We start from the raw sequence: 17899 nt of genomic DNA, 5'->3' as shown, positions 1-17899 counted from the left end.
GGAGAGGAAGAAAAACATGCGCAAAGGATATTTTTCATTAGTCTTACACGCCCATTTACCGTATATCCGCCATCAAGAAGCTCATCGTCTGGAAGAGCGTTGGATGTACGAGGCGATTTCAGAAACCTACATTCCATTACTGTGGGAAATTGACCGTTTGGAACGTCCGCTCGGGTGGACGATCAGTATTTCACCGCCGGTCATCGAGATGTTGGCCGATTCTTTGATCCAAACCCGTTACGTGGAACATTTGGATGATACGTTACGGTTGATTGATCAGGAATTAAAACGTGACTTGATGAAGGAAGAGCGAGATGCCTTATTATTCTATCAAGAACGGTACCATGACTTAAAAGTGACGTTTGACTACTGGAACCGTGATCTCAACGGTGCTTTCCGTCATTACAAAGAACAAGGGTATCTCGAGTTGATGACGTGTACGGCGACGCACGGATTCAGTCCGCACATGTTGTCCGAACAGGCAGCGCGGTCTGAAATCCAAACCGGATTAAACTGCTTTGAACGCCATTACGGTTATCGTCCGACCGGTCTATGGATGCCGGAGTGTGCCTATACGCCGGGCCTTGATAAAATCATGTATGAAGAAGGAATCCGCTATACGTTTGTTGATGAACATTCGATCGTCAATGCGGATCCGTCACCGAAACACGGCATCGGCGCGCCGGTCTATTCACCACACGGTGTTGCATTATTCCCGCGCGATCAAATCATTTCGGGTCGGATCTGGAGTTCCGTCATCGGTTACCCGGGTCATCCGGACTACCGCGAATTTTACCGCGATCTTGCCTACGACCGCGAATGGGATCAGATTGCAGAATTCATGCATCCTGAGGGATTACGATACGATACCGGACTGAAGTTACACCGCGTGACAGGTGAATCGGATCAAAAAGACTATTATGTGCGTGATTGGGCTTGGAAACGGACAGATGTTCACGCGACGGATTTTGCAGAAGCACTTGCCAATCATTTGGACGAACAAAGCGGTCAAGACTTCCCGCCGTTCCTCGTGACGGCACCGTTCGATGCTGAACTGTTTGGACATTGGTGGTTTGAAGGTCCTGATTTCCTCGGAAAAACAATGGAACGTTTTGAAGACTACGGAATTGAATCGATTTCTCCGACGACTTTCCTTGAGCGTCATTTCCAGGACATTGAGACGGTACACGTCGCGATGGGAACATGGGGACGAAAAGGTTATGCCGACGTTTGGATCAACGAACGGAATGACTGGATGATTCGTCACCTGCATCAGCTTGAAAAACGATTGGCAGGAGTCGTTGCCCGTAATCGACATCAAGATGAACTGACCGTCAAAGCCAAGCGTCAACTGATTCGGGAGTATCTCCTTGCCGTCTCGAGTGACTGGCCGTTTATTCTCGACGGACAAACGACAGCACAGTATGCGGCAAATCGGTTCCGTGAACACATCAAACGATTTGAAGAGACGGAACGCCGACTTGATGCCAATGAACTGACATTGGAGTGGTTGGATGCCCGTTATGCGGAATATCCGTTTTTAGCCGATACGGACATCGAGCCGGACGTCTTCTTGACGCCGCATGATTATTATGTGGCCGTTCAACGTGAAGCGTCTTGGAATAATGAGGCCATCTTGATTGTGACGACACAGTATGATGATACGAATCGTCCGGTTGCCGAGTTTGCGAAGCGTCTGGCGGCTTCAGGTGAGAATGTCTACGTCATTACAGCAGGAGCAACCGATTATCAGCACCAGGACGGGGTACATGTCTATCATGTCGAAGTGAACGGCTTACCGCTCATTCAGACGTATAACCAGCTTGCCGGGTTGAATCTTGCTGTCTTACGACAAGCGCAAGCACTCAATAAGATCGTCGAGTTCCGTCTTGTCCATAACTTTAATATGGAGACGGCATCCGCTGCACAATCGTTTGCTGAAATGAACGGTCTGCCTCTTGTCAGTAACGTCTACGATTTGGAAAGTGAACGTTCACACGGCGGAACAGGCGGATTGGTCGTTGCGATTAAACGACTTGAAGGAGAAGCACTGCGCCATTCAAATGTGATTTACCTTGAGCGGGAAGAAGCGCGAAACGGGATTGAACATGACTATCATGTCGAAAAAGAACTGCGTTCCTTCCAAGTGAACCTTGAAAATCCGTACCAGCATGTAACGATTCCGAAAAAGAACGGATGAACAGTTGCAATTCACTTCCTTTCTTGGTACGATACTTGAGTATGCTTAACCTTATGTAAAGCAAAAACACTTGATACATCGAGAGCTAGATAGGAGGGAATCCCATGCGCGTTAAAATTACTTTGGCTTGCACTGAAACTGGTGACCGTACTTATATCACTAAGAAGAACAAGCGTAACAACCCAGAGCGTCTTGAGTTGAAGAAATACAACCCACGTCTCCGTAAGCACACACTTCACCGTGAAGTAAAATAATTGAGATGGAAGCCGTCACCTTGTGTGATGGCTTTTTTGTTGAATAAGGGGGACTTTACAGGATGGAAAAGCAGGAAATCCGACAGTTCATTACGCACCAATTAAATACATTGGACCGTCGGCAACAACGTGAGCAACAGATTTATGATCGGCTCTTCACCGTGTCGGCATGGGAAAATGCCCGTTCGATTGCTGTCACCTTATCGTTTCGAAATGAGTGTTCGACTGATCCGATCATCGAAAAAGCATGGGAGCTCGGTAAACAGGTGGTGATTCCGAAAGTGGTGCAACGCGAGATGAAGTTTTTTGAGTATCTGCCGAACAGCCGGTTGGTGGAGACAACGATGGGGATCCGGGAACCCGACGATACAGCGGTAGAACGGTCATTGAATACAATCGATCTTTGTTTGGTTCCCGGTCGGGCCTTCATGCGAAACGGATTTCGTGTTGGATGGGGAGGCGGCTTTTACGACCGCGCATTAATCGATTATCAGGAGAGTACGTTAGCGGTTGCGTTCGAGTGCCAACTCGTTCCGGCATTTGCCGTCGAATCGTTTGATCGACCGGTCGATCAAATCGTGACAGAGTCCGAGGTCATCTTATGTCGGTGATGTACGGAATTCTATTTTGTTTTTTACTCGGATACATTGGTTATCGATTGCAGTTGCTGACAATCAGCGGTGCCGTCTGGACGATTGTCGTCGGAACGGTCGTCATTTATGGGTTCGGATACAGCGGACTGATCTTATTGATGCTCTTTTTTGGCAGTTCGAGTCTGTTATCAAAACTCGGCAAACGGAGAAAACAGACGGTGAATCAAATCGTTGAAAAAGACGGGGCGCGTGACGGCTGGCAAGTCCTTGCAAACGGCGGTGTCGCAGCTCTTGCTGCGGTCGGCTATTCATGGACGGAACACACCGCGTTTCTTGTATTGTTTTTGATTGTGCTCGCTGCTTCGAATGCGGATACGTGGGCTTCTGAAATCGGTCCACTTTCGCAAAAAAATCCGTTTCTCTTCACGGGACGACGTGTTCCGGCTGGAACGAGCGGAGCGGTTTCAATCCTTGGGACATCCGCGACTGTGGTCGGAGCCCTGTTTATCGCGACTGCCGGTGATCTGTTGTTTACGTTACCTGCCGATACATGGCTACTCGTGACCGCTGGTGGGATTGCCGGAAGTCTGTTCGATACGTTATTTGGCGGAACGATTCAGCGAAAGTTTCGTTGTACGGTTTGTTCGAAAGAAACAGAAAAACAGATGCATCATGATACACCGACAGTTTACGTCAAAGGCTGGAAATGGCTCGGGAATGACGGAGTCAACTTTTTATCGAGTGCATTGGCAGGTCTGATTGGTTTTGTTGTGTATCGAATGTGGTAAGTGGAAACTGTAGATGTAATTTTACCTTATGTTAGGATATCATTGACACAATTTAGACAAGATGTGACCGTTTTCACAGTATTCGTGACTTTGTGAAAGATGTTACAATCTATTTGTGAGGAAGTTAACAAACTTTTAAATTAGTTTGGAAGGGTGGACATAGAGGATGGAATTACATGCGAAAGTAACACGCGTTGCATTGGTTGGTGCTGGAGCCGTCGGATCAAGTTTTGCGTATCAGATGACGACAGCCGGTTTATGTGAAGAGTTAGTAATCATCGATGTCAATAAAGCAAAAGCCGAAGGGGAAGCGATGGATTTAAATCACGGAACACCGTTCAGTTCTTCACCAATGCGCATTTGGGCTGGAGATTATTCCGATTGTAAAGATTCGGAAGTGATTGTCATCACGGCCGGTGCGCCACAAAAACCGGGTGAAACACGACTCGACTTGGTAGCGAAAAATGCCTTGATCATGAAAGAGATGATGCGCCAAATCATGGAGTCCGGTTTTGACGGCATCATCGTCGTTGCTTCCAACCCGGTCGATATCATGGCTCATTTGGCCTGGAAGTATTCCGGCCTGCCGAAATCACGTGTGTTCGGTTCCGGGACAGTCCTTGACACGGCGCGGTTACGTCAAATGTTAGGTGAGTATTTCCATATCGATTCTCGAAACGCCCATGCCTATATCTTAGGGGAACATGGTGATACAGAATTTGCGGCCTGGAGCAACTCCCGCATCTACGGTAAGACGATTGATGAATTATTGGCAGAAGACGATCTCTACTCCCAAAAAGACCTTGATCAGATTTATATCAACGTCCGCGACGCGGCCTATCATATCATCGAACGTAAAGGGGCGACCTATTATGCGATTGGTCTTGGTCTCGTCCGGATTGTGCGGGCCATCCTTGGTAACGAAAACTGTATATTGACCGTTGGTGCACATGTCGATGGACAATACGGAATTTCAGGAATCCATATTGGTGTTCCGGCTATCATCAATCGGCAAGGTGTCCGGGAAATCATTGAATTTTCATTGACGGAAGAAGAATTGAAAAAATTCCATCATTCAGCGGAAGTGTTGCGCCAAACGATGGAACCGGTGCTTCACTGATTTTTTTAAAACCGTGCCCTTTTGATTTATCAAAAAGGCACGGTTTTTTTGTCTGAAAGATTCTCGATTAAACTAGGTTTTATTTTACTAGAAAAAGGTTATGTAAAGGATAGAGGAATTTTCACGTCATCAGATCCAATAGTAAAAACGCATAAAGGGGAGAAAGACAGTCATGTATACATTTCGGAAGTTAACGAAAGAAGATGCAGAACAGTATTGGAGTCTTCGGCTGGAAGGTTTAAAAAATCATCCGGATGCGTTTGGTCATTCGTTTGATGATGAACAACAAACACCGATCAAGGACGTACAAGAAGGACTTGAGGGCGATCCGGACTCGGACGAAGTCTGGCTCGGGATGTTCGACGGTGAAAAATTGTTTGGTTTTGGTCAAGTCAAACCGTATGAGTTATCGCGCGAATCGCATAAGGCGATGATTTCTGCCGTTTATGTCTCACCGGATTACCGCGGTGGAACAGGTCGGGCATTAATGGAAGCTTTGATTGAAGAAGCGAAACAAATTCCGGATGTCGAACAGGTCATCTTGGCGGTGTTGTCCGGTAACGAGGCGGCACAAAGTCTGTACGAATCGCTAGGGTTTGAAGTGTATGCAGAGGATCCGGATTCGGTCAAGTTAGAAGACGGGACGTACCGGGACGACATTTGGATGAAAAAATACGTCTAATCCAAACTGAATCAAGATACGGTCGTTAGACGCGTGAAAAGTCGTAGGGTCAATGTGAATTGAATCTACGACTTTTTATTATGGGACAGCCGTGTGTCGTTCCGGTGCACGGACGAATGTGTACCCGCATGTTCGCATCTTTTGTTATCATATATAAGGGAAAACATTCGAAATCAAGAGGAGTGAATGGTATGCAGGCAGTAGTTCAGACGATTCGTGATTTAGTCGAGATTCCAAGTCCGACTGGATTTACGGTTCAAGCACTTACATATGTAGAAAATCGATTCAAAGAAGAGGGAATTTCCTATAAAAAGCTGGAAAAGGGTGCATTACTCGCCATGCTACCGGGTCAGTCACCAAGAATCCGTCTGCTGACCGCACATGTCGATACGCTGGGAGCGATGGTGAAGGAAATCCTGCCATCCGGACGCCTCAGCCTCTCTCAACTCGGAGGGTACGCATGGACGGCAATTGAAGGCGAAAATTGTCTTGTACATAAGATGGACGGACAGACGATTTCCGGGACAATCGTGTTCCATCATTCAAGCGTTCATACGTCACGGGTCACGAACACCGAAGAACGGAGTGCCACGAACATTGAAGTTCGTCTCGATATCCGGTCGACGACGGCAGAAGAAACACGTGTAGCCGGAATCGAAGTCGGAGACGTCGTGACGTTTGATCCGCGTTTTGTCCATACAGAGACAGGATTCGTAAAATCACGTCACCTCGATGATAAAGCGTCGGTCGCGCTGTTACTGGAACTGATCAAGAAATGGAAAACGATGTCGTTACCGCATCCTGTTCACATTTTAATTTCGAACTATGAAGAAGTTGGTTTTGGAGGGAATGCCGGTTTTTCAGCGGATGTCGCAGAATACATCGCGGTTGACATGGGAGCGCTAGGGGAAGGACAACACTCGGATGAGTATACGGTTTCGATTTGTGCGAAAGACGGTTCAGGTCCGTATGATTTGGCACTGCGCCATCAGTTCACGCGGCTTGCCCAGCAACATGCGATTCCGTATAAGGTCGATATTTATCCCTATTACAGCTCGGATGCGTCTGCTGCTGTCCATGCAGGGCATGATGTAAGACACGGTTTGCTTGGACCGGGTATTGAGTCCAGTCATTCCTATGAACGGACGCATGAAACGTCCCTGCAAGCCACGTATGATCTTTTAGATGCATTCGTAAAGGAGGCCATGAACGATGAAAACACTTTATGATGTCCAACAGTTGCTCAAGCTGTACGGAACAATCGTCTATTTAGGCGATCGCGAGTCAGACATCGCGATGATGATGTTAGAACTGGATGAATTGGAACAAGCGGGTGTGTTGGAGAAAAAACAATATGACTCGGCTAAAATCATTTTAGCGCATGAACTGCAACAATCAAGAAAATCGTAAAAAGGTTGTGCAACCCTTTGCATGATGAATCGAGTCGGCTAAAATAGAGGAAGTACAATTTTGGATCATAAGGGAGTAATGGGGATGAAATGGTTACTTGGTGTGGATATCGGCGGTACGACAGTCAAGATGGCAATTTTGGATTTACAAGGCATCATCGTTGAGAAGTGGGAAATTGAAACTGTCATCTTAAATGACGGCAAACAAATTCCGGGAGACATCGCACGCTCATTTTTTGAACAGTGTCAAAAAAGTAATAAACGAGTCGAAGACTTTGTCGGAGCCGGAATCGGAGCTCCGGGATTCATTGATTTCAATACGGGAGTCGTCGAAAAAGCGGTGAACATCGGTTGGAATAACTTTGAATTGGTCGGAGAATTTGAACGATTGACCGGATTACCGGCCGTCATTGAAAATGATGCGAATGCGGCAGCAATCGGTGAAATGTGGAAAGGTGCTGGAAGCGGAGCGACGGAACTGCTGGCTGTGACACTCGGGACGGGTGTTGGCGGCGGATTGATCACCAACGGTCAAATCGTTCACGGGACAGTCGGGATGGCCGGAGAAATCGGACATATCACGATGTTGCCGGAAGGCGGCGTCATGTGTGGATGCGGCCGTAAAGGTTGCCTTGAGACGATTGCTTCAGCAACAGGTGTCGCCCGGTTAGGTCTTGAGAAAAGAAAAGGGCAGACGACGCTATTGAATGATGTGAAGGCCGTGACGGCAAAGGACGTTTTTGATGCTTATTCAAAAGGAGATGCCGTGGCGACGGAAGTAGTGAATGAAGTGACGTTCCATCTCGGACTCGCCATTTCAAACTTGGCAAACAGTTTTAATCCGGAAATCATCGTCATCGGTGGCGGGGTCTCAAAAGCGGGTGATGCGTTAATGACTCCGTTAAAAGAGACGTTTGAGCGTTTTGCCTTACCACGTGTCTTCCAATCAACGACATTTAAAATCGCGGAACTTGGTAACGATGCAGGGGTCATCGGTTGTGCATGGCTCGCGAAACAAATGTTTCTCAAAAAATAATTACACGAAGTTTTAAGAAAAGATTCGAAAATTCGAATCTTTTTTTTATTTACAAACGTAATAAAAGTATGTGATTGTTAAGTATCGACCGGATTCCGGTTGCATTTTTGTAAAAGTAAGCGTAAAATTTTCACGTGATACGGGTATAAATAGACTATGATATGCAAGCCGTGTAAAAGTTCGATGTAAAGGACACACGTATATTAGGAGGCAGGTTTTTATGCAGCAAGACTCTGGCATCTGGTCGCGCATGCGACTCAAGATGGGACAAAGTGTTCGCAGCACCTATAAAGAGCACAAAGTCTTTTGGATTGCGACACTATTGATTTGGTTAAAGACGTATCTCGCGTATACGCTCTTTTTCAACGTGCCGGTTACGAACTCGGCACAAGCGTTTATCTTACTGATTAATCCAATCAGTTCGGCATTGTTTATGTTCGGATTTAGTTTCTTCTTCCGTGGAAACGTCCAAAAATGGTTCATCTACGGGACGCTTGTCGTTGCGACACTTGTCCTGTACGCGGATATTATTTTCTTCCGCTTCTTCAATGATTATCTGACGTTACCAGTTCTGTTCCAAACATCCAATGCAGAGACGGTTTCGGCCTCGCTCGGTTCGTTGTTGACGTGGGCAGACCTTCTGATCGTTGGTGATCTGTTGATCCTTCCGTTCTTCTTACGAAAAATGGACATGTCCAAAAATATTGCGTCACGTGGACGGGCGATTTTAGCGTTTGTGGCGGCGACGGCTGTCTTCTTAGGTAACTTGGCGCTTGCTGAAACAGAACGCCCTGAATTGTTGACACGTGCGTTTGACCGCGAGTTGCTCGTCAAAAACATCGGGACATTTAACTTCCATATGTACGATGCCTTGATTCAATCAAAAACATCGGCACAAAAAGCGATGGCAGACAGTTCAGAACTGTCCGAAGTCCAAGGTTTTGTGGATTCAAAGTATGCTAAACCGAATCCGGCGATGTTCGGCAAGTACGAAGGGAAAAACGTCATCGTAGTATCGTTTGAGTCTGCTCAATCATTTGCGGTGGGCTTAAAAGCACCAAACGGTCAAGAAATTACACCGAACCTCAACAAATTGATCAAAGAGTCGCATTACTGGGATAACTTCTACCACAACACAGGGCAGGGGAAAACCGCCGATGCGGAATTTATTCTTGAAAACTCGATTTACCCGTTAGGTCGGGGTGCGGCATTCTTTACGAATGGAGAAAATGAATTCCGTGCAACACCTGAGATGTTAAAAGAAGACGGCTATTATTCAGCAGTCTTCCATGCAAACAACAAATCGTTCTGGAACCGGGACATCGTCTACAACAGCTTCGGCGTCGATCGTTTCTTCTCTGAAACGGATTATGATCTTGGTAATCCGGAAGATTTGACGGAATGGGGATTACTGGACGACAAGTTCTTTGAACAGTCATTACCGATGCTGAAAGATCTTCCGCGACCTTTCTATTCGAAGTTCATCACGTTAACGAACCATTATCCGTTTGAAATGCCGAAACCGGAGCATGAACTCGTTCCGCCGCTTGAAACCAGCTCCACGACATTAAACCATTATGTCCAAGCACTGGCGTATCAAGATATGGCACTCGGTAAATTCATTGAAGGATTAAAGAAGGACGGCACGTGGGATGATACGATCTTCATGCTTTACGGCGATCACTATGGTATCTCAACCAACCACAATGCAGCGATGGCTGAATTAATGGAAAAAGATGAGTTGACACCATACGACGTCGCGCAACTTCAACGTGTACCTTTCGTCATCCATTTACCTGGACAAGACAAAGGTGTCATGCATGAAAACGTGGCGAGCCAGATCGATATCAAACCAACGCTGTTGAACCTGCTTGGTCATAACTTCGAGGATGAAGTCTTGTTTGGTACTGACTTGTTCTCGAAAGAACACAAGGATTATGCGCTGTTCCGTGATGGTTCAGTCATTACCGACAAAACAGTCTACACACAAGAAACGTGTTATGACCGCAAAACCGGAGAAGAAGTGACCGATGAACAGGTTGGTGCGATTTGTAAAGAGTCCACGAAACAATCGGAAAAAGAGTTGGGACTATCAGATAAAGTCATCTACGGTGACCTGTTACGTTTCCTTCAGACATCTAAATAATCCAAATGACGGTCACGTCAGGCGGAAAATGAAAGGCGGAGACGATTTTAGATCGTCCCGCCTTTTGATTTGTACGGTTTGTGGATGCTTCCACATACGTTCAAACGAAAAAAGGTCAGCTCTCCGATACGGAAAGACTGACCTTTTTCTTTGTAAAAAAATGATTATGCCGGAATTCCACCGAAAATCAATGTCGCAATACCAAACCAACCAAATAAGATTACAGTCAGCGCAGCAAATACGAGTGGAAACATTTGGCGTTTCTTAAGTGAACGCAAGACGGCCCAAACACCGACGAGTGCAACGATAAAGAAAAGCCAACCGATTGGTTGATCCAAATGCATGACGTACTCCCCCTTAAAAAAATCACGTTATGAAGTTCACGAAGATTTCACTTAAATCTCACTTTTTAGTTTAGCTGACTGAGCGGATAAAGTCGAGAGGGGGGAAGGGGAACTTTCGACAATTTCGTGTATAGTAAGGAAGAAGGAACTGAAAAAGGAGTTTGATGAGATGGAAATTGTAAGTATCACTTCAGGAATGGCTTCAGAGAACGGCTATCTTCTTTTTAAAGAAGGGAAATGTTTAGTGATTGATCCGGGAACGGAAGATATGCGTTTTTTTGATGAAATCGAGCGACGCAACGCAAAAGTCGAAGCGATTCTCCTGACTCATGCACATTTCGATCATATCGGCGGCGTCGATATGCTGAGACGTTTTACTTCGGCCCCGGCCTATATTCATCCGAATGAAATGAAATGGCTCTCGAACCCGAACTTGAACGGGTCGATTAAATTCAATATGCCACCGTTGAAAGTAAAACCGGCGGAACAGACGTTAAAACCCGGCCCACTGACGATTGGACCGTTTCACCTGCATGTTCTGGAAACACCGGGTCATTCGCCGGGCAGTGTGACGTTTTACTTTAAAGAAGAGCGAATGGCGTTTGCCGGCGATCTGATCTTTAAACGAAGTGTCGGACGGACGGATTTAGAGGGCGGCGATCAAGACGTCCTGATGCACTCCATTGATCGTGTCATCGCAGAAATTCCACATGATACAACGTTTTATCCGGGTCACGGACCAGAGACGACCTTGCGTCAGGAAATCAAACAGAATCCATTTTTTTAAAGAAACATAAAAATCCCTCGTCTTCATTCGAAGGCGAGGGATTTTTCATTCACATTTGGAAGTTGGACCAATATGTGAAGACGATGAAGAATACTGTTAAGTACGCTGCAAAAATGTAGACATACGTTTTTTCAGTCAGGCGAAGATAGCCTAATGCTGCAAAGAATACTGTTTGTGCCAAGAAGACAAAGCCCATAACTAAAAATGAATCCGTATGCTCACTTGAGCTAGCGTCTCCACCTAGAGCGCCGATAAATGCCATGACTGCAATGATGCCAGTCCAAAATCCGAGTACGCGGTACATTCTCCCCATTCATATAACCCCCTAAATCCGACAGATAGTCAATATACGTACTTATTTTACCAAGCAAACAATCATCCGTCCATCATGTTCTAGTGTTTGTTAAGGAATAACTGTGAACAAAAGATGAAGTTTGAAAAAAACTTATACAATAGTTGTACAAAAGGTGTACAAAGGTAAAAAAGCATGCTATAGTTTCTGTAATGAGAAGCACAGATTTTGAGAGGAGGAGCAATAATGGCGAATGAGTTGATATTTTTCACATATCCAAGCTGTACATCTTGTCGTAAAACGAAATCATGGTTAAAAGAGGAACATGTTGATGTAGAGGAACGTCATCTGTTCAGAAATGCTCCGACAGTAGATGAATTAATGGAATTGCTCAAACTGTCGACGGATGGAATCGAAAGTTTACTGGCAACACGCAGCCAAGCATTTAAAGATTTAGGAATCGATGTCGATGACATGAAACTGAGTGAATTGCTTCGACTGATGAGTGACAATCCAAAACTTTTACGACGCCCAATCATTACTGACGGCAAACAACTTGTAATCGGATACGATAAACCAGGACTTGAAACACTTGCAAAGCGTAAAAACCGAATTGTTGCCCAAGTATCTTAAAGAAGCCGATTTGTTCCGGCTTCTTTTTTTGTGTACTTTTTGTCCAAGGAGGTGCTGGATTGAGAGAACAGATCAGTCAATTGATTCATCAATTTGAAGATGTCGGGGCAACAGATGTTCACTTTATTCCGGATAACCAGGCAACACGGATTGTCTGCCGAACGACGGAAGGCTTAAAAGAACAATCCCCGATATCATTGACGCACTACCAGTCGATTGTCAGCCATATCCGGTATGAGGCCAATTTAAAGGAACAAAATGAGCGGATTCCTCAAAGTGGTCTTTATCCTCTTCAGGACAGCGGAATGCGGGTGTCGCTGTTACCGAGTCGATACGGCGATGCGATGTCTTGGCGGTTTTACCGGGCTGTTGTCTCAAGCGAAGTGGCGGCGGGTCTGCTCCATCCCATTCGTGACCTGGAGTGGATGGAGCGACAGACGCATGGATGTATCATCATTTCCGGAACGACGGGAGCCGGAAAAACAACGATGCTCTATTCTTTGATGGCATCGATGGCAGGAAAACGAATCATCTCGGTAGAGGATCCTGTCGAATGTACCGTTCCCGGTGTATTGCAACTCGAGTTAAATGAAAAAGCGGGGTTTGATGCGACACGTTGCTTCGAAGAAATACTCCGGGCGGACCCGGACTGGATTGCGTTTGGCGAAGTCCGGACGGCGGAAGCTGCCCGATTGACGATCAATGCTGCCTTAAGTGGACATGTCGTCTTGTTTACGTTGCATGCCGGTTCAATTGAAGAAGCGTGGCTTCGATTAAAGACGCTCGGCATTACGACGGAAGAGTTATCCGTCTGTAAAAAAATCATCCATCTGTACCGGGAGGAGGGAGTCGTTCGCTGTACCGTCGAACACTTACGGTCGGAAGTAAGTGTCGGTTCTTGAATCGATTTCACCGACTGTTATCAAAAGGAATATCAACAAAAGAGGCACTCGATATTTTAACGCGATTCGAGGAACCGTTGCTTCTTCCGGTCATTGAGGATATAAAAGTCCGGCTCGAGCAGGGCAATCGGTTGTCGGTGGCCCTCGAGCCATTGGCCCTGCCGGCAACATTACAACAGTTACTGCATGTAGGCGATCAAACAGAACGCCCGCTGATGATTTTGAAGCAAGTGATTCGTTTACTGGAGCTGGAAAGCCAGATGAAAAAGAAGTTTTGGAAAATGGCCCGCTATCCGATCGTTCTGGCCGTCAGTCTGTTGTTACTGTTCATGTTTTATGCTTTATATGTCTTTCCCTCTCTGCTGGACATGTCGAATCCAGAGACACTTCCGCCGTTTATTTTGCCTCTCCTCCATCCCGCTGCCAAATACCTCTTAGCGTTCTCGCCCTTGCTGTTGTTCATCGTTTCCCTGTTGACCTTCCGTCGCCTTCCGCTTAACCGGTTGATGCAATTGAAGATGATTCAAAAGATTGTCCGGTTGTACTACAGTTATTTGTTCACAATCGAGGTCGGTTCCTTTATCGATGCCGGTTTTTCATTGGAAGAGGCCTTTCGCTCCCTCGAACAAGGACAAAATAGCAAAAAGAAGCGGATGTACGGCTTGTTGCACGACCGTCAAAAAAATGGTCAACCGTTATCGGAAGCGATGCAGGAAGAAAATATCATTGATGTGGAGACGGTCGGGTTAGTCCATATCGCACGGGAAAGCGGAGACTTAGGTCCGTTACTGCTCGAGCAGGCGACCTTGTTGCATGAGTCGATTGAAGAAGAGATTGAAAAGAAACTGTTGTTGATTGAGCCGATTTTGTACGGTGGATTGACGGTGATGACCGGTACGTTATTTTTGATTTTGTATTATCCGATTCAACTGGCGATTCAGCAACTTCCATTTTGAATGAAGGAGTCGATGAGATGAAACGATTTATTCACGATCAACGAGGGTTCACGTTACTTGAGATGGCTGCGGTCCTGCTGATCATCTCGTTGCTGTTGCTTGTCCTGATCCCGACGATGACGAGCGGTAAGGATCAGGCGAAAGGGGTCAGTTGTGAAGCGAATATCCGTGTCATCCGTTCGGAAGTCAATTTGTATTACGCCAAGGAAAAAAAGTATCCGGAGTCACTGCAAACGATTGATCGTGGAACGGCGGAAAAACCAAATGAACTTGCTTGTGATCAGGAGACGTATACGTATGATTCCAAAACGGGTGAACTTACAAAAGCCAAGTAACGGATTTACATTGATGGAAATGACCGTGGTCCTTGTCGTGATGGGATGTTTGATTTTATTTCTTTTACCGACAGTAATCAGCCGGCAACCCGCTTTATACACGCTGGATCGGGAAATGAACATTCTGACGCAGGATTTTCAGACATTGCGTTTATTGCAGTACTCAAAAACGAACGAGCAAACGCTGATTCAACTGCGGTGGAGAAATGACGGGAAGGGGTATCTTGTCATGGCAAATGAACGGTTGTTATGGCAACGTGAATTTCAAACGGGACATTCTTGTCTCGTACCGACGACGGGACGGATTATTTATTTTAAAAGTTATCACTCCACCTACTCCTCTACCTGGTATTGCCAATCGAAGAATCAGGCGTATGAAGTGAAATTTTTGCTTGGTAACTATCAGATGATTGTCGAAAAAGTGAGGTGACGGTACTTGGCGGAACATCATTTCAGAAAACATCGGGAAAAGGGATTCACACTGCTGGAGGTCGTTTTCTCAATGGTGGCGATTGCAGGTTTTCTGATCCTTGCGATCGATCCGCTGTTGACGTTTCATCAACAAAAAAATCAAGTCATGATTGAAACACGTTTACTCGATCAGATGGCATCCGATCAAGCGGCGGAAAAAAGAGACGGGTATCAAATCGGTGAAGGGACGTGGTGTATTGAAGGGCTCTGTTTGGCAAGCGCAATCCGGGACGACCCTCCTCGAAATCTCATTGGTCCTTTGGCTGAGCCCGCTGTTATTGATTAGTTTGATCACGATGACGCACATCGTCAGTCAACCGCAAGAGGAACAACTGATGGAGGAAGAGTTGTTTTTTCATACGATCGAACGATTGATGTGGCGCAGTATTTCTTGTGGGAAAGTCGGTGAAGAAGTCCATGGTGTCGATGTCGATCCGGAGGAAGAACCCGTCAAATGGCGTCTCGTCCGTGTCCAGAATCAAATCCGATTAAAAAAAGAATTTGGAGGCGAACTGACATATGCCCACGACGTAGAACATTACGAAGTCAAACAGACCGGTCAGACACTGGTCTTCGAACTCAATCAACGCCAGAGAACCGTCCAGTGCAAGAAGGGGGGTTCATCCTGATTCAAACGTTGTTGCTGTTGATCGGAATCGGTGTCGCGATTATCCTGAGCTGCCATCAACTCGATGAAGAGGTCAAACAACTTCAGCTTGAGCAAGAGGCCTTACAACTGGAATCATTGGTCCGGGCAGGTACGACAGATTGCCGACCCGGCGAAACGGTTCGTTATCCAATTGGTCGTGTTATCTGTACACAGACGGATAAAGGCTTTAAAATGGAAGCGATACTAGACAACGGACAGAGAATCGAGGCGGTCGTTTCGAATGGGTAAGGTTTATTTGATTGGTTTTATGGGAACTGGTAAAACAGCGATTGGTCGCAGTTTGCAGACACGTTATCGTGTCGATGAACTGGATGAACGGTTTGTGCAACAACATGGTCCGATTACGGATTTTTTTGAACGGCACGGTGAACAAGGGTTTCGGGACCGAGAAGTCGAATTGGTTCGAAACAGCGAGGGACAGGTCATCGTGACAGGTGGTGGGGTCATCGAACGTGATGAAAACCATACCTTCATGAAAGAGACGGGGACGGTCGTTTGGATTGACACACCGTTTCATATCGTCTGGAATCGGATTAAAACAGATCCATCCCGTCCCTTGGTGAAGTCACGCTCAACGGTTGAAAAGTTGTTCCGCCGTCGCCGTCCGGTCTATGCGAAACTATCGGATATCCGGCTGGACGGAACCAAATCCGTTCGGGAGTTAGTGAAAGAAATCGAAATGATACTGGAGGAAAACAGATGATCTGGATCAATGTAGGAATTATCGTCTTAGCGATCGTCGGGTTGGGGATTTACGGTTTCAGCCTGTACAAGAAGAAAATTTCGAAAGATGTCACACTGATGAAGCAATTGTTGGAACGTTTTTCGATCCGTCAACAGACGTTGCAAACAGGGATTGATCATACGACAAGTCGGATTGATCAAATCAAAGGGAATGTTGATCATTTGATTGCGGAAGGAAAGCGGGTCGAGCAAGGTGGACGCCAACTTCTGGTCGAAGGACAACGCTTGAAAAAAGAAGTTGAACATACTGCCGGACTTAAACCATTTTGAAATGGCTTTCATCGGCTGAATATGAAACAATAGGAGAGAAGGGACTTAGTCCTTTCTCTCTTTCGTTTTGTTCAATTTCCGAATAAACCTAGAAAAAAAGATTTTGAATTGGTAGAATGTAATTGAAAGTTGAACAATAAAGAGAAAAGGAAGTAAAAATGTTCGTAATTAGGGGGAGAAGTATGAGTCAGACGACATTGAAGAGAACACCATTGTTCGACGCGATTGCACCAATGGGGAAAATGGTCGATTTTGCAGGGTTTGAAATGCCGGTTCTGTTTTCATCAATCAAGGAAGAACATGTAGCCGTCCGGGAACGGGTCGGAATGTTTGATGTGTCTCATATGGGAGAGTTGTTCGTTTCCGGTCCGGATGCGTTACCGTTTTTACAACACACCTTATCGAACGATATCTCGAAGATTGCGATTGGACAAGCGCAATACAACGTTCTTTGCCAAGAAGACGGGGGAACTGTCGACGATTTACTCGTTTACCGTTTGGCGGAACAGGAGTACCTGCTTGTCGTCAATGCATCGAACATTGAAAAAGATGAAGCGCATCTACGCAGTTACCTGACAGGAGATGTGACGCTTGAGAACCAATCGGATGCGTATGGACAGATCGCTGTCCAAGGTCCGGAAGCCGTCAGACTGTTGCAAGAAATGACGACGCTTGAGTTGGATGCAATCAAGTTTTTCCGCTTCGCGCAAGGTGAACTTGCTGGAGTCGAGATGCTGGTATCACGAAGTGGTTATACGGGGGAAGACGGTTTTGAATTATACATGGCGGCACCAGATGCTGTCGTCGTGTGGAACACGCTGCTCGAAGCAGGAGTCGTACCGTGTGGGCTTGGTGCCCGCGATACGTTACGATTCGAAGCGTGTTTACCTTTATATGGGCACGAGCTGTCCTCAACGATTTCACCGATCGAGGCCGGCATGAAATTTGCCGTCAAACCGGAGGCGAAATCATTTGTCGGGTCAGCGGTCTTATCGAAACAAAAAGAAGACGGACCACAACGGCAGTTGATTGGTCTTGAACTCTTGGACAAAGGAATCGCCCGTCAAGATGCACCTGTCCTCGTGGACGGGACGCCGGTCGGATTCGTCACGACAGGCACGTTGCCACCAACGATCGGCAAAGCGATCGCTTTGGCACTCGTACCGGCGGAACATGCGACGAAAGAGTCGTTTGAAATCGAAGTGCGCGGGAAAAAATTAGCAGCCAGACGGATTGATACACCATTCTATCGCCGGAACAAATAAGG

At 46.3% G+C, this 17899-nt stretch carries 24 protein-coding genes; 22 read left to right on the top strand and 2 right to left on the bottom strand.

The window, feature by feature from the left end; translation table 11 throughout:
- The first annotated feature begins 16 nt into the window (after positions 1 to 16).
- From P397_RS0112555 to P397_RS0112510, 10 genes are all read left to right on the top strand, one after another.
- Positions 17 to 2200 carry a 1,4-alpha-glucan branching protein domain-containing protein gene (locus tag P397_RS0112555; protein ID WP_028106775.1) on the top strand — a complete coding sequence of 728 codons (2184 nt, stop codon included), beginning with the start codon at positions 17 to 19 and terminating at the stop codon, positions 2198 to 2200.
- Between the two features lie 104 nt (positions 2201 to 2304).
- Positions 2305 to 2454 carry a 50S ribosomal protein L33 gene (rpmG, locus tag P397_RS0112550; RefSeq protein ID WP_012369771.1) on the top strand — a complete coding sequence of 50 codons (150 nt, stop codon included), beginning with the start codon at positions 2305 to 2307 and terminating at the stop codon, positions 2452 to 2454.
- 62 nt (positions 2455 to 2516) lie between these two features.
- Complete coding sequence (locus P397_RS0112545) at positions 2517 to 3065, top strand: 5-formyltetrahydrofolate cyclo-ligase (protein WP_028106774.1); 549 nt, start codon at positions 2517 to 2519, stop codon at positions 3063 to 3065.
- Complete coding sequence (locus P397_RS0112540; RefSeq protein WP_028106773.1) at positions 3056 to 3835, top strand: DUF92 domain-containing protein; 780 nt, start codon at positions 3056 to 3058, stop codon at positions 3833 to 3835. Before P397_RS0112545 ends, P397_RS0112540 begins: the two co-directional genes overlap by 10 nt.
- 166 nt (positions 3836 to 4001) lie before the next feature.
- Positions 4002 to 4955, top strand: a complete 954-nt coding sequence (locus P397_RS0112535; RefSeq protein ID WP_028106772.1) for an L-lactate dehydrogenase — start codon at positions 4002 to 4004, stop codon at positions 4953 to 4955.
- A 172-nt stretch (positions 4956 to 5127) separates the two neighbouring features.
- Entirely contained in the window at positions 5128 to 5637 is a 510-nt protein-coding gene (locus tag P397_RS0112530; protein ID WP_028106771.1) for a GNAT family N-acetyltransferase, read from the top strand.
- 191 nt (positions 5638 to 5828) lie between these two features.
- Entirely contained in the window at positions 5829 to 6866 is a 1038-nt protein-coding gene (locus P397_RS0112525; protein WP_028106770.1) for a M42 family metallopeptidase, read from the top strand.
- A complete protein-coding gene (locus P397_RS0112520; protein WP_026833589.1) occupies positions 6850 to 7047 on the top strand; it encodes a YqgQ family protein in 198 nt (65 codons plus the stop codon). Before P397_RS0112525 ends, P397_RS0112520 begins: the two co-directional genes overlap by 17 nt.
- A gap of 84 nt (positions 7048 to 7131) precedes the next feature.
- Entirely contained in the window at positions 7132 to 8082 is a 951-nt protein-coding gene (locus tag P397_RS0112515; protein WP_275934768.1) for an ROK family glucokinase, read from the top strand.
- A gap of 220 nt (positions 8083 to 8302) precedes the next feature.
- On the top strand, positions 8303 to 10228 hold the full coding sequence (locus P397_RS0112510) for an LTA synthase family protein (RefSeq protein ID WP_035387656.1): 1926 nt from the start codon (positions 8303 to 8305) through the stop codon (positions 10226 to 10228).
- A gap of 164 nt (positions 10229 to 10392) precedes the next feature.
- On the opposite strand, the gene P397_RS0112505 is transcribed toward P397_RS0112510, so the two are convergent.
- A complete protein-coding gene (locus P397_RS0112505) occupies positions 10393 to 10572 on the bottom strand; it encodes a DUF2759 domain-containing protein (protein WP_014969856.1) in 180 nt (59 codons plus the stop codon).
- A gap of 169 nt (positions 10573 to 10741) precedes the next feature.
- Here P397_RS0112505 and P397_RS0112500 point away from each other — a divergent pair, with 169 nt between their 5' ends.
- Positions 10742 to 11359: an MBL fold metallo-hydrolase gene (locus P397_RS0112500; protein WP_028106769.1), complete on the top strand. Its 618-nt coding sequence runs from the start codon at positions 10742 to 10744 to the stop codon at positions 11357 to 11359.
- Between the two features lie 49 nt (positions 11360 to 11408).
- Here P397_RS0112500 and P397_RS0112495 read toward each other — a convergent pair whose 3' ends face one another.
- Entirely contained in the window at positions 11409 to 11672 is a 264-nt protein-coding gene (locus P397_RS0112495) for a DUF2626 family protein (RefSeq protein WP_012369782.1), read from the bottom strand.
- 225 nt (positions 11673 to 11897) lie between these two features.
- Here P397_RS0112495 and P397_RS0112490 point away from each other — a divergent pair, with 225 nt between their 5' ends.
- The 11 genes from P397_RS0112490 (at position 11898) to gcvT (ending at position 17897) form a co-directional block, all read left to right on the top strand.
- Positions 11898 to 12284, top strand: a complete 387-nt coding sequence (locus tag P397_RS0112490) for a Spx/MgsR family RNA polymerase-binding regulatory protein (protein ID WP_026833585.1) — start codon at positions 11898 to 11900, stop codon at positions 12282 to 12284.
- A gap of 59 nt (positions 12285 to 12343) precedes the next feature.
- Positions 12344 to 13186, top strand: coding sequence for an ATPase, T2SS/T4P/T4SS family (locus P397_RS0112485; RefSeq protein WP_028106768.1), 843 nt, complete (start codon positions 12344 to 12346; stop codon positions 13184 to 13186).
- Positions 13183 to 14142: a type II secretion system F family protein gene (locus P397_RS0112480; RefSeq protein WP_081776993.1), complete on the top strand. Its 960-nt coding sequence runs from the start codon at positions 13183 to 13185 to the stop codon at positions 14140 to 14142. The genes P397_RS0112485 and P397_RS0112480 overlap by 4 nt, the downstream gene beginning before the upstream one ends.
- Positions 14143 to 14159: 17 nt before the next feature.
- Entirely contained in the window at positions 14160 to 14477 is a 318-nt protein-coding gene (locus P397_RS0112475; protein WP_026833582.1) for a competence type IV pilus major pilin ComGC, read from the top strand.
- On the top strand, positions 14440 to 14907 hold the full coding sequence (locus tag P397_RS0112470; protein WP_081776992.1) for a type II secretion system protein: 468 nt from the start codon (positions 14440 to 14442) through the stop codon (positions 14905 to 14907). The genes P397_RS0112475 and P397_RS0112470 overlap by 38 nt, the downstream gene beginning before the upstream one ends.
- A gap of 72 nt (positions 14908 to 14979) precedes the next feature.
- Positions 14980 to 15234: a hypothetical protein gene (locus tag P397_RS0112465; protein WP_051524101.1), complete on the top strand. Its 255-nt coding sequence runs from the start codon at positions 14980 to 14982 to the stop codon at positions 15232 to 15234.
- Positions 15227 to 15577, top strand: coding sequence for a hypothetical protein (locus tag P397_RS0112460; protein WP_235183994.1), 351 nt, complete (start codon positions 15227 to 15229; stop codon positions 15575 to 15577). Before P397_RS0112465 ends, P397_RS0112460 begins: the two co-directional genes overlap by 8 nt.
- Positions 15553 to 15846, top strand: coding sequence for a hypothetical protein (locus P397_RS0112455; RefSeq protein WP_028106763.1), 294 nt, complete (start codon positions 15553 to 15555; stop codon positions 15844 to 15846). Before P397_RS0112460 ends, P397_RS0112455 begins: the two co-directional genes overlap by 25 nt.
- Positions 15839 to 16321 (top strand): shikimate kinase, encoded by a 483-nt coding sequence (locus P397_RS0112450; protein WP_028106762.1) that lies wholly within the window; start codon positions 15839 to 15841, stop codon positions 16319 to 16321. Before P397_RS0112455 ends, P397_RS0112450 begins: the two co-directional genes overlap by 8 nt.
- On the top strand, positions 16318 to 16632 hold the full coding sequence (locus tag P397_RS0112445) for a hypothetical protein (protein ID WP_028106761.1): 315 nt from the start codon (positions 16318 to 16320) through the stop codon (positions 16630 to 16632). The genes P397_RS0112450 and P397_RS0112445 overlap by 4 nt, the downstream gene beginning before the upstream one ends.
- A gap of 182 nt (positions 16633 to 16814) precedes the next feature.
- Positions 16815 to 17897, top strand: a complete 1083-nt coding sequence (gcvT, locus tag P397_RS0112440; RefSeq protein ID WP_028106760.1) for a glycine cleavage system aminomethyltransferase GcvT — start codon at positions 16815 to 16817, stop codon at positions 17895 to 17897.
- Positions 17898 to 17899: the final 2 nt, after the last annotated feature.

Source organism: Exiguobacterium undae DSM 14481, assembly GCF_000620805.1.
Lineage (GTDB): Bacteria > Bacillota > Bacilli > Exiguobacteriales > Exiguobacteriaceae > Exiguobacterium_A > Exiguobacterium_A undae.
Note: the sequence above shows the minus strand (reverse complement) of the source record. Positions and strands in the feature narration are given on the sequence as shown.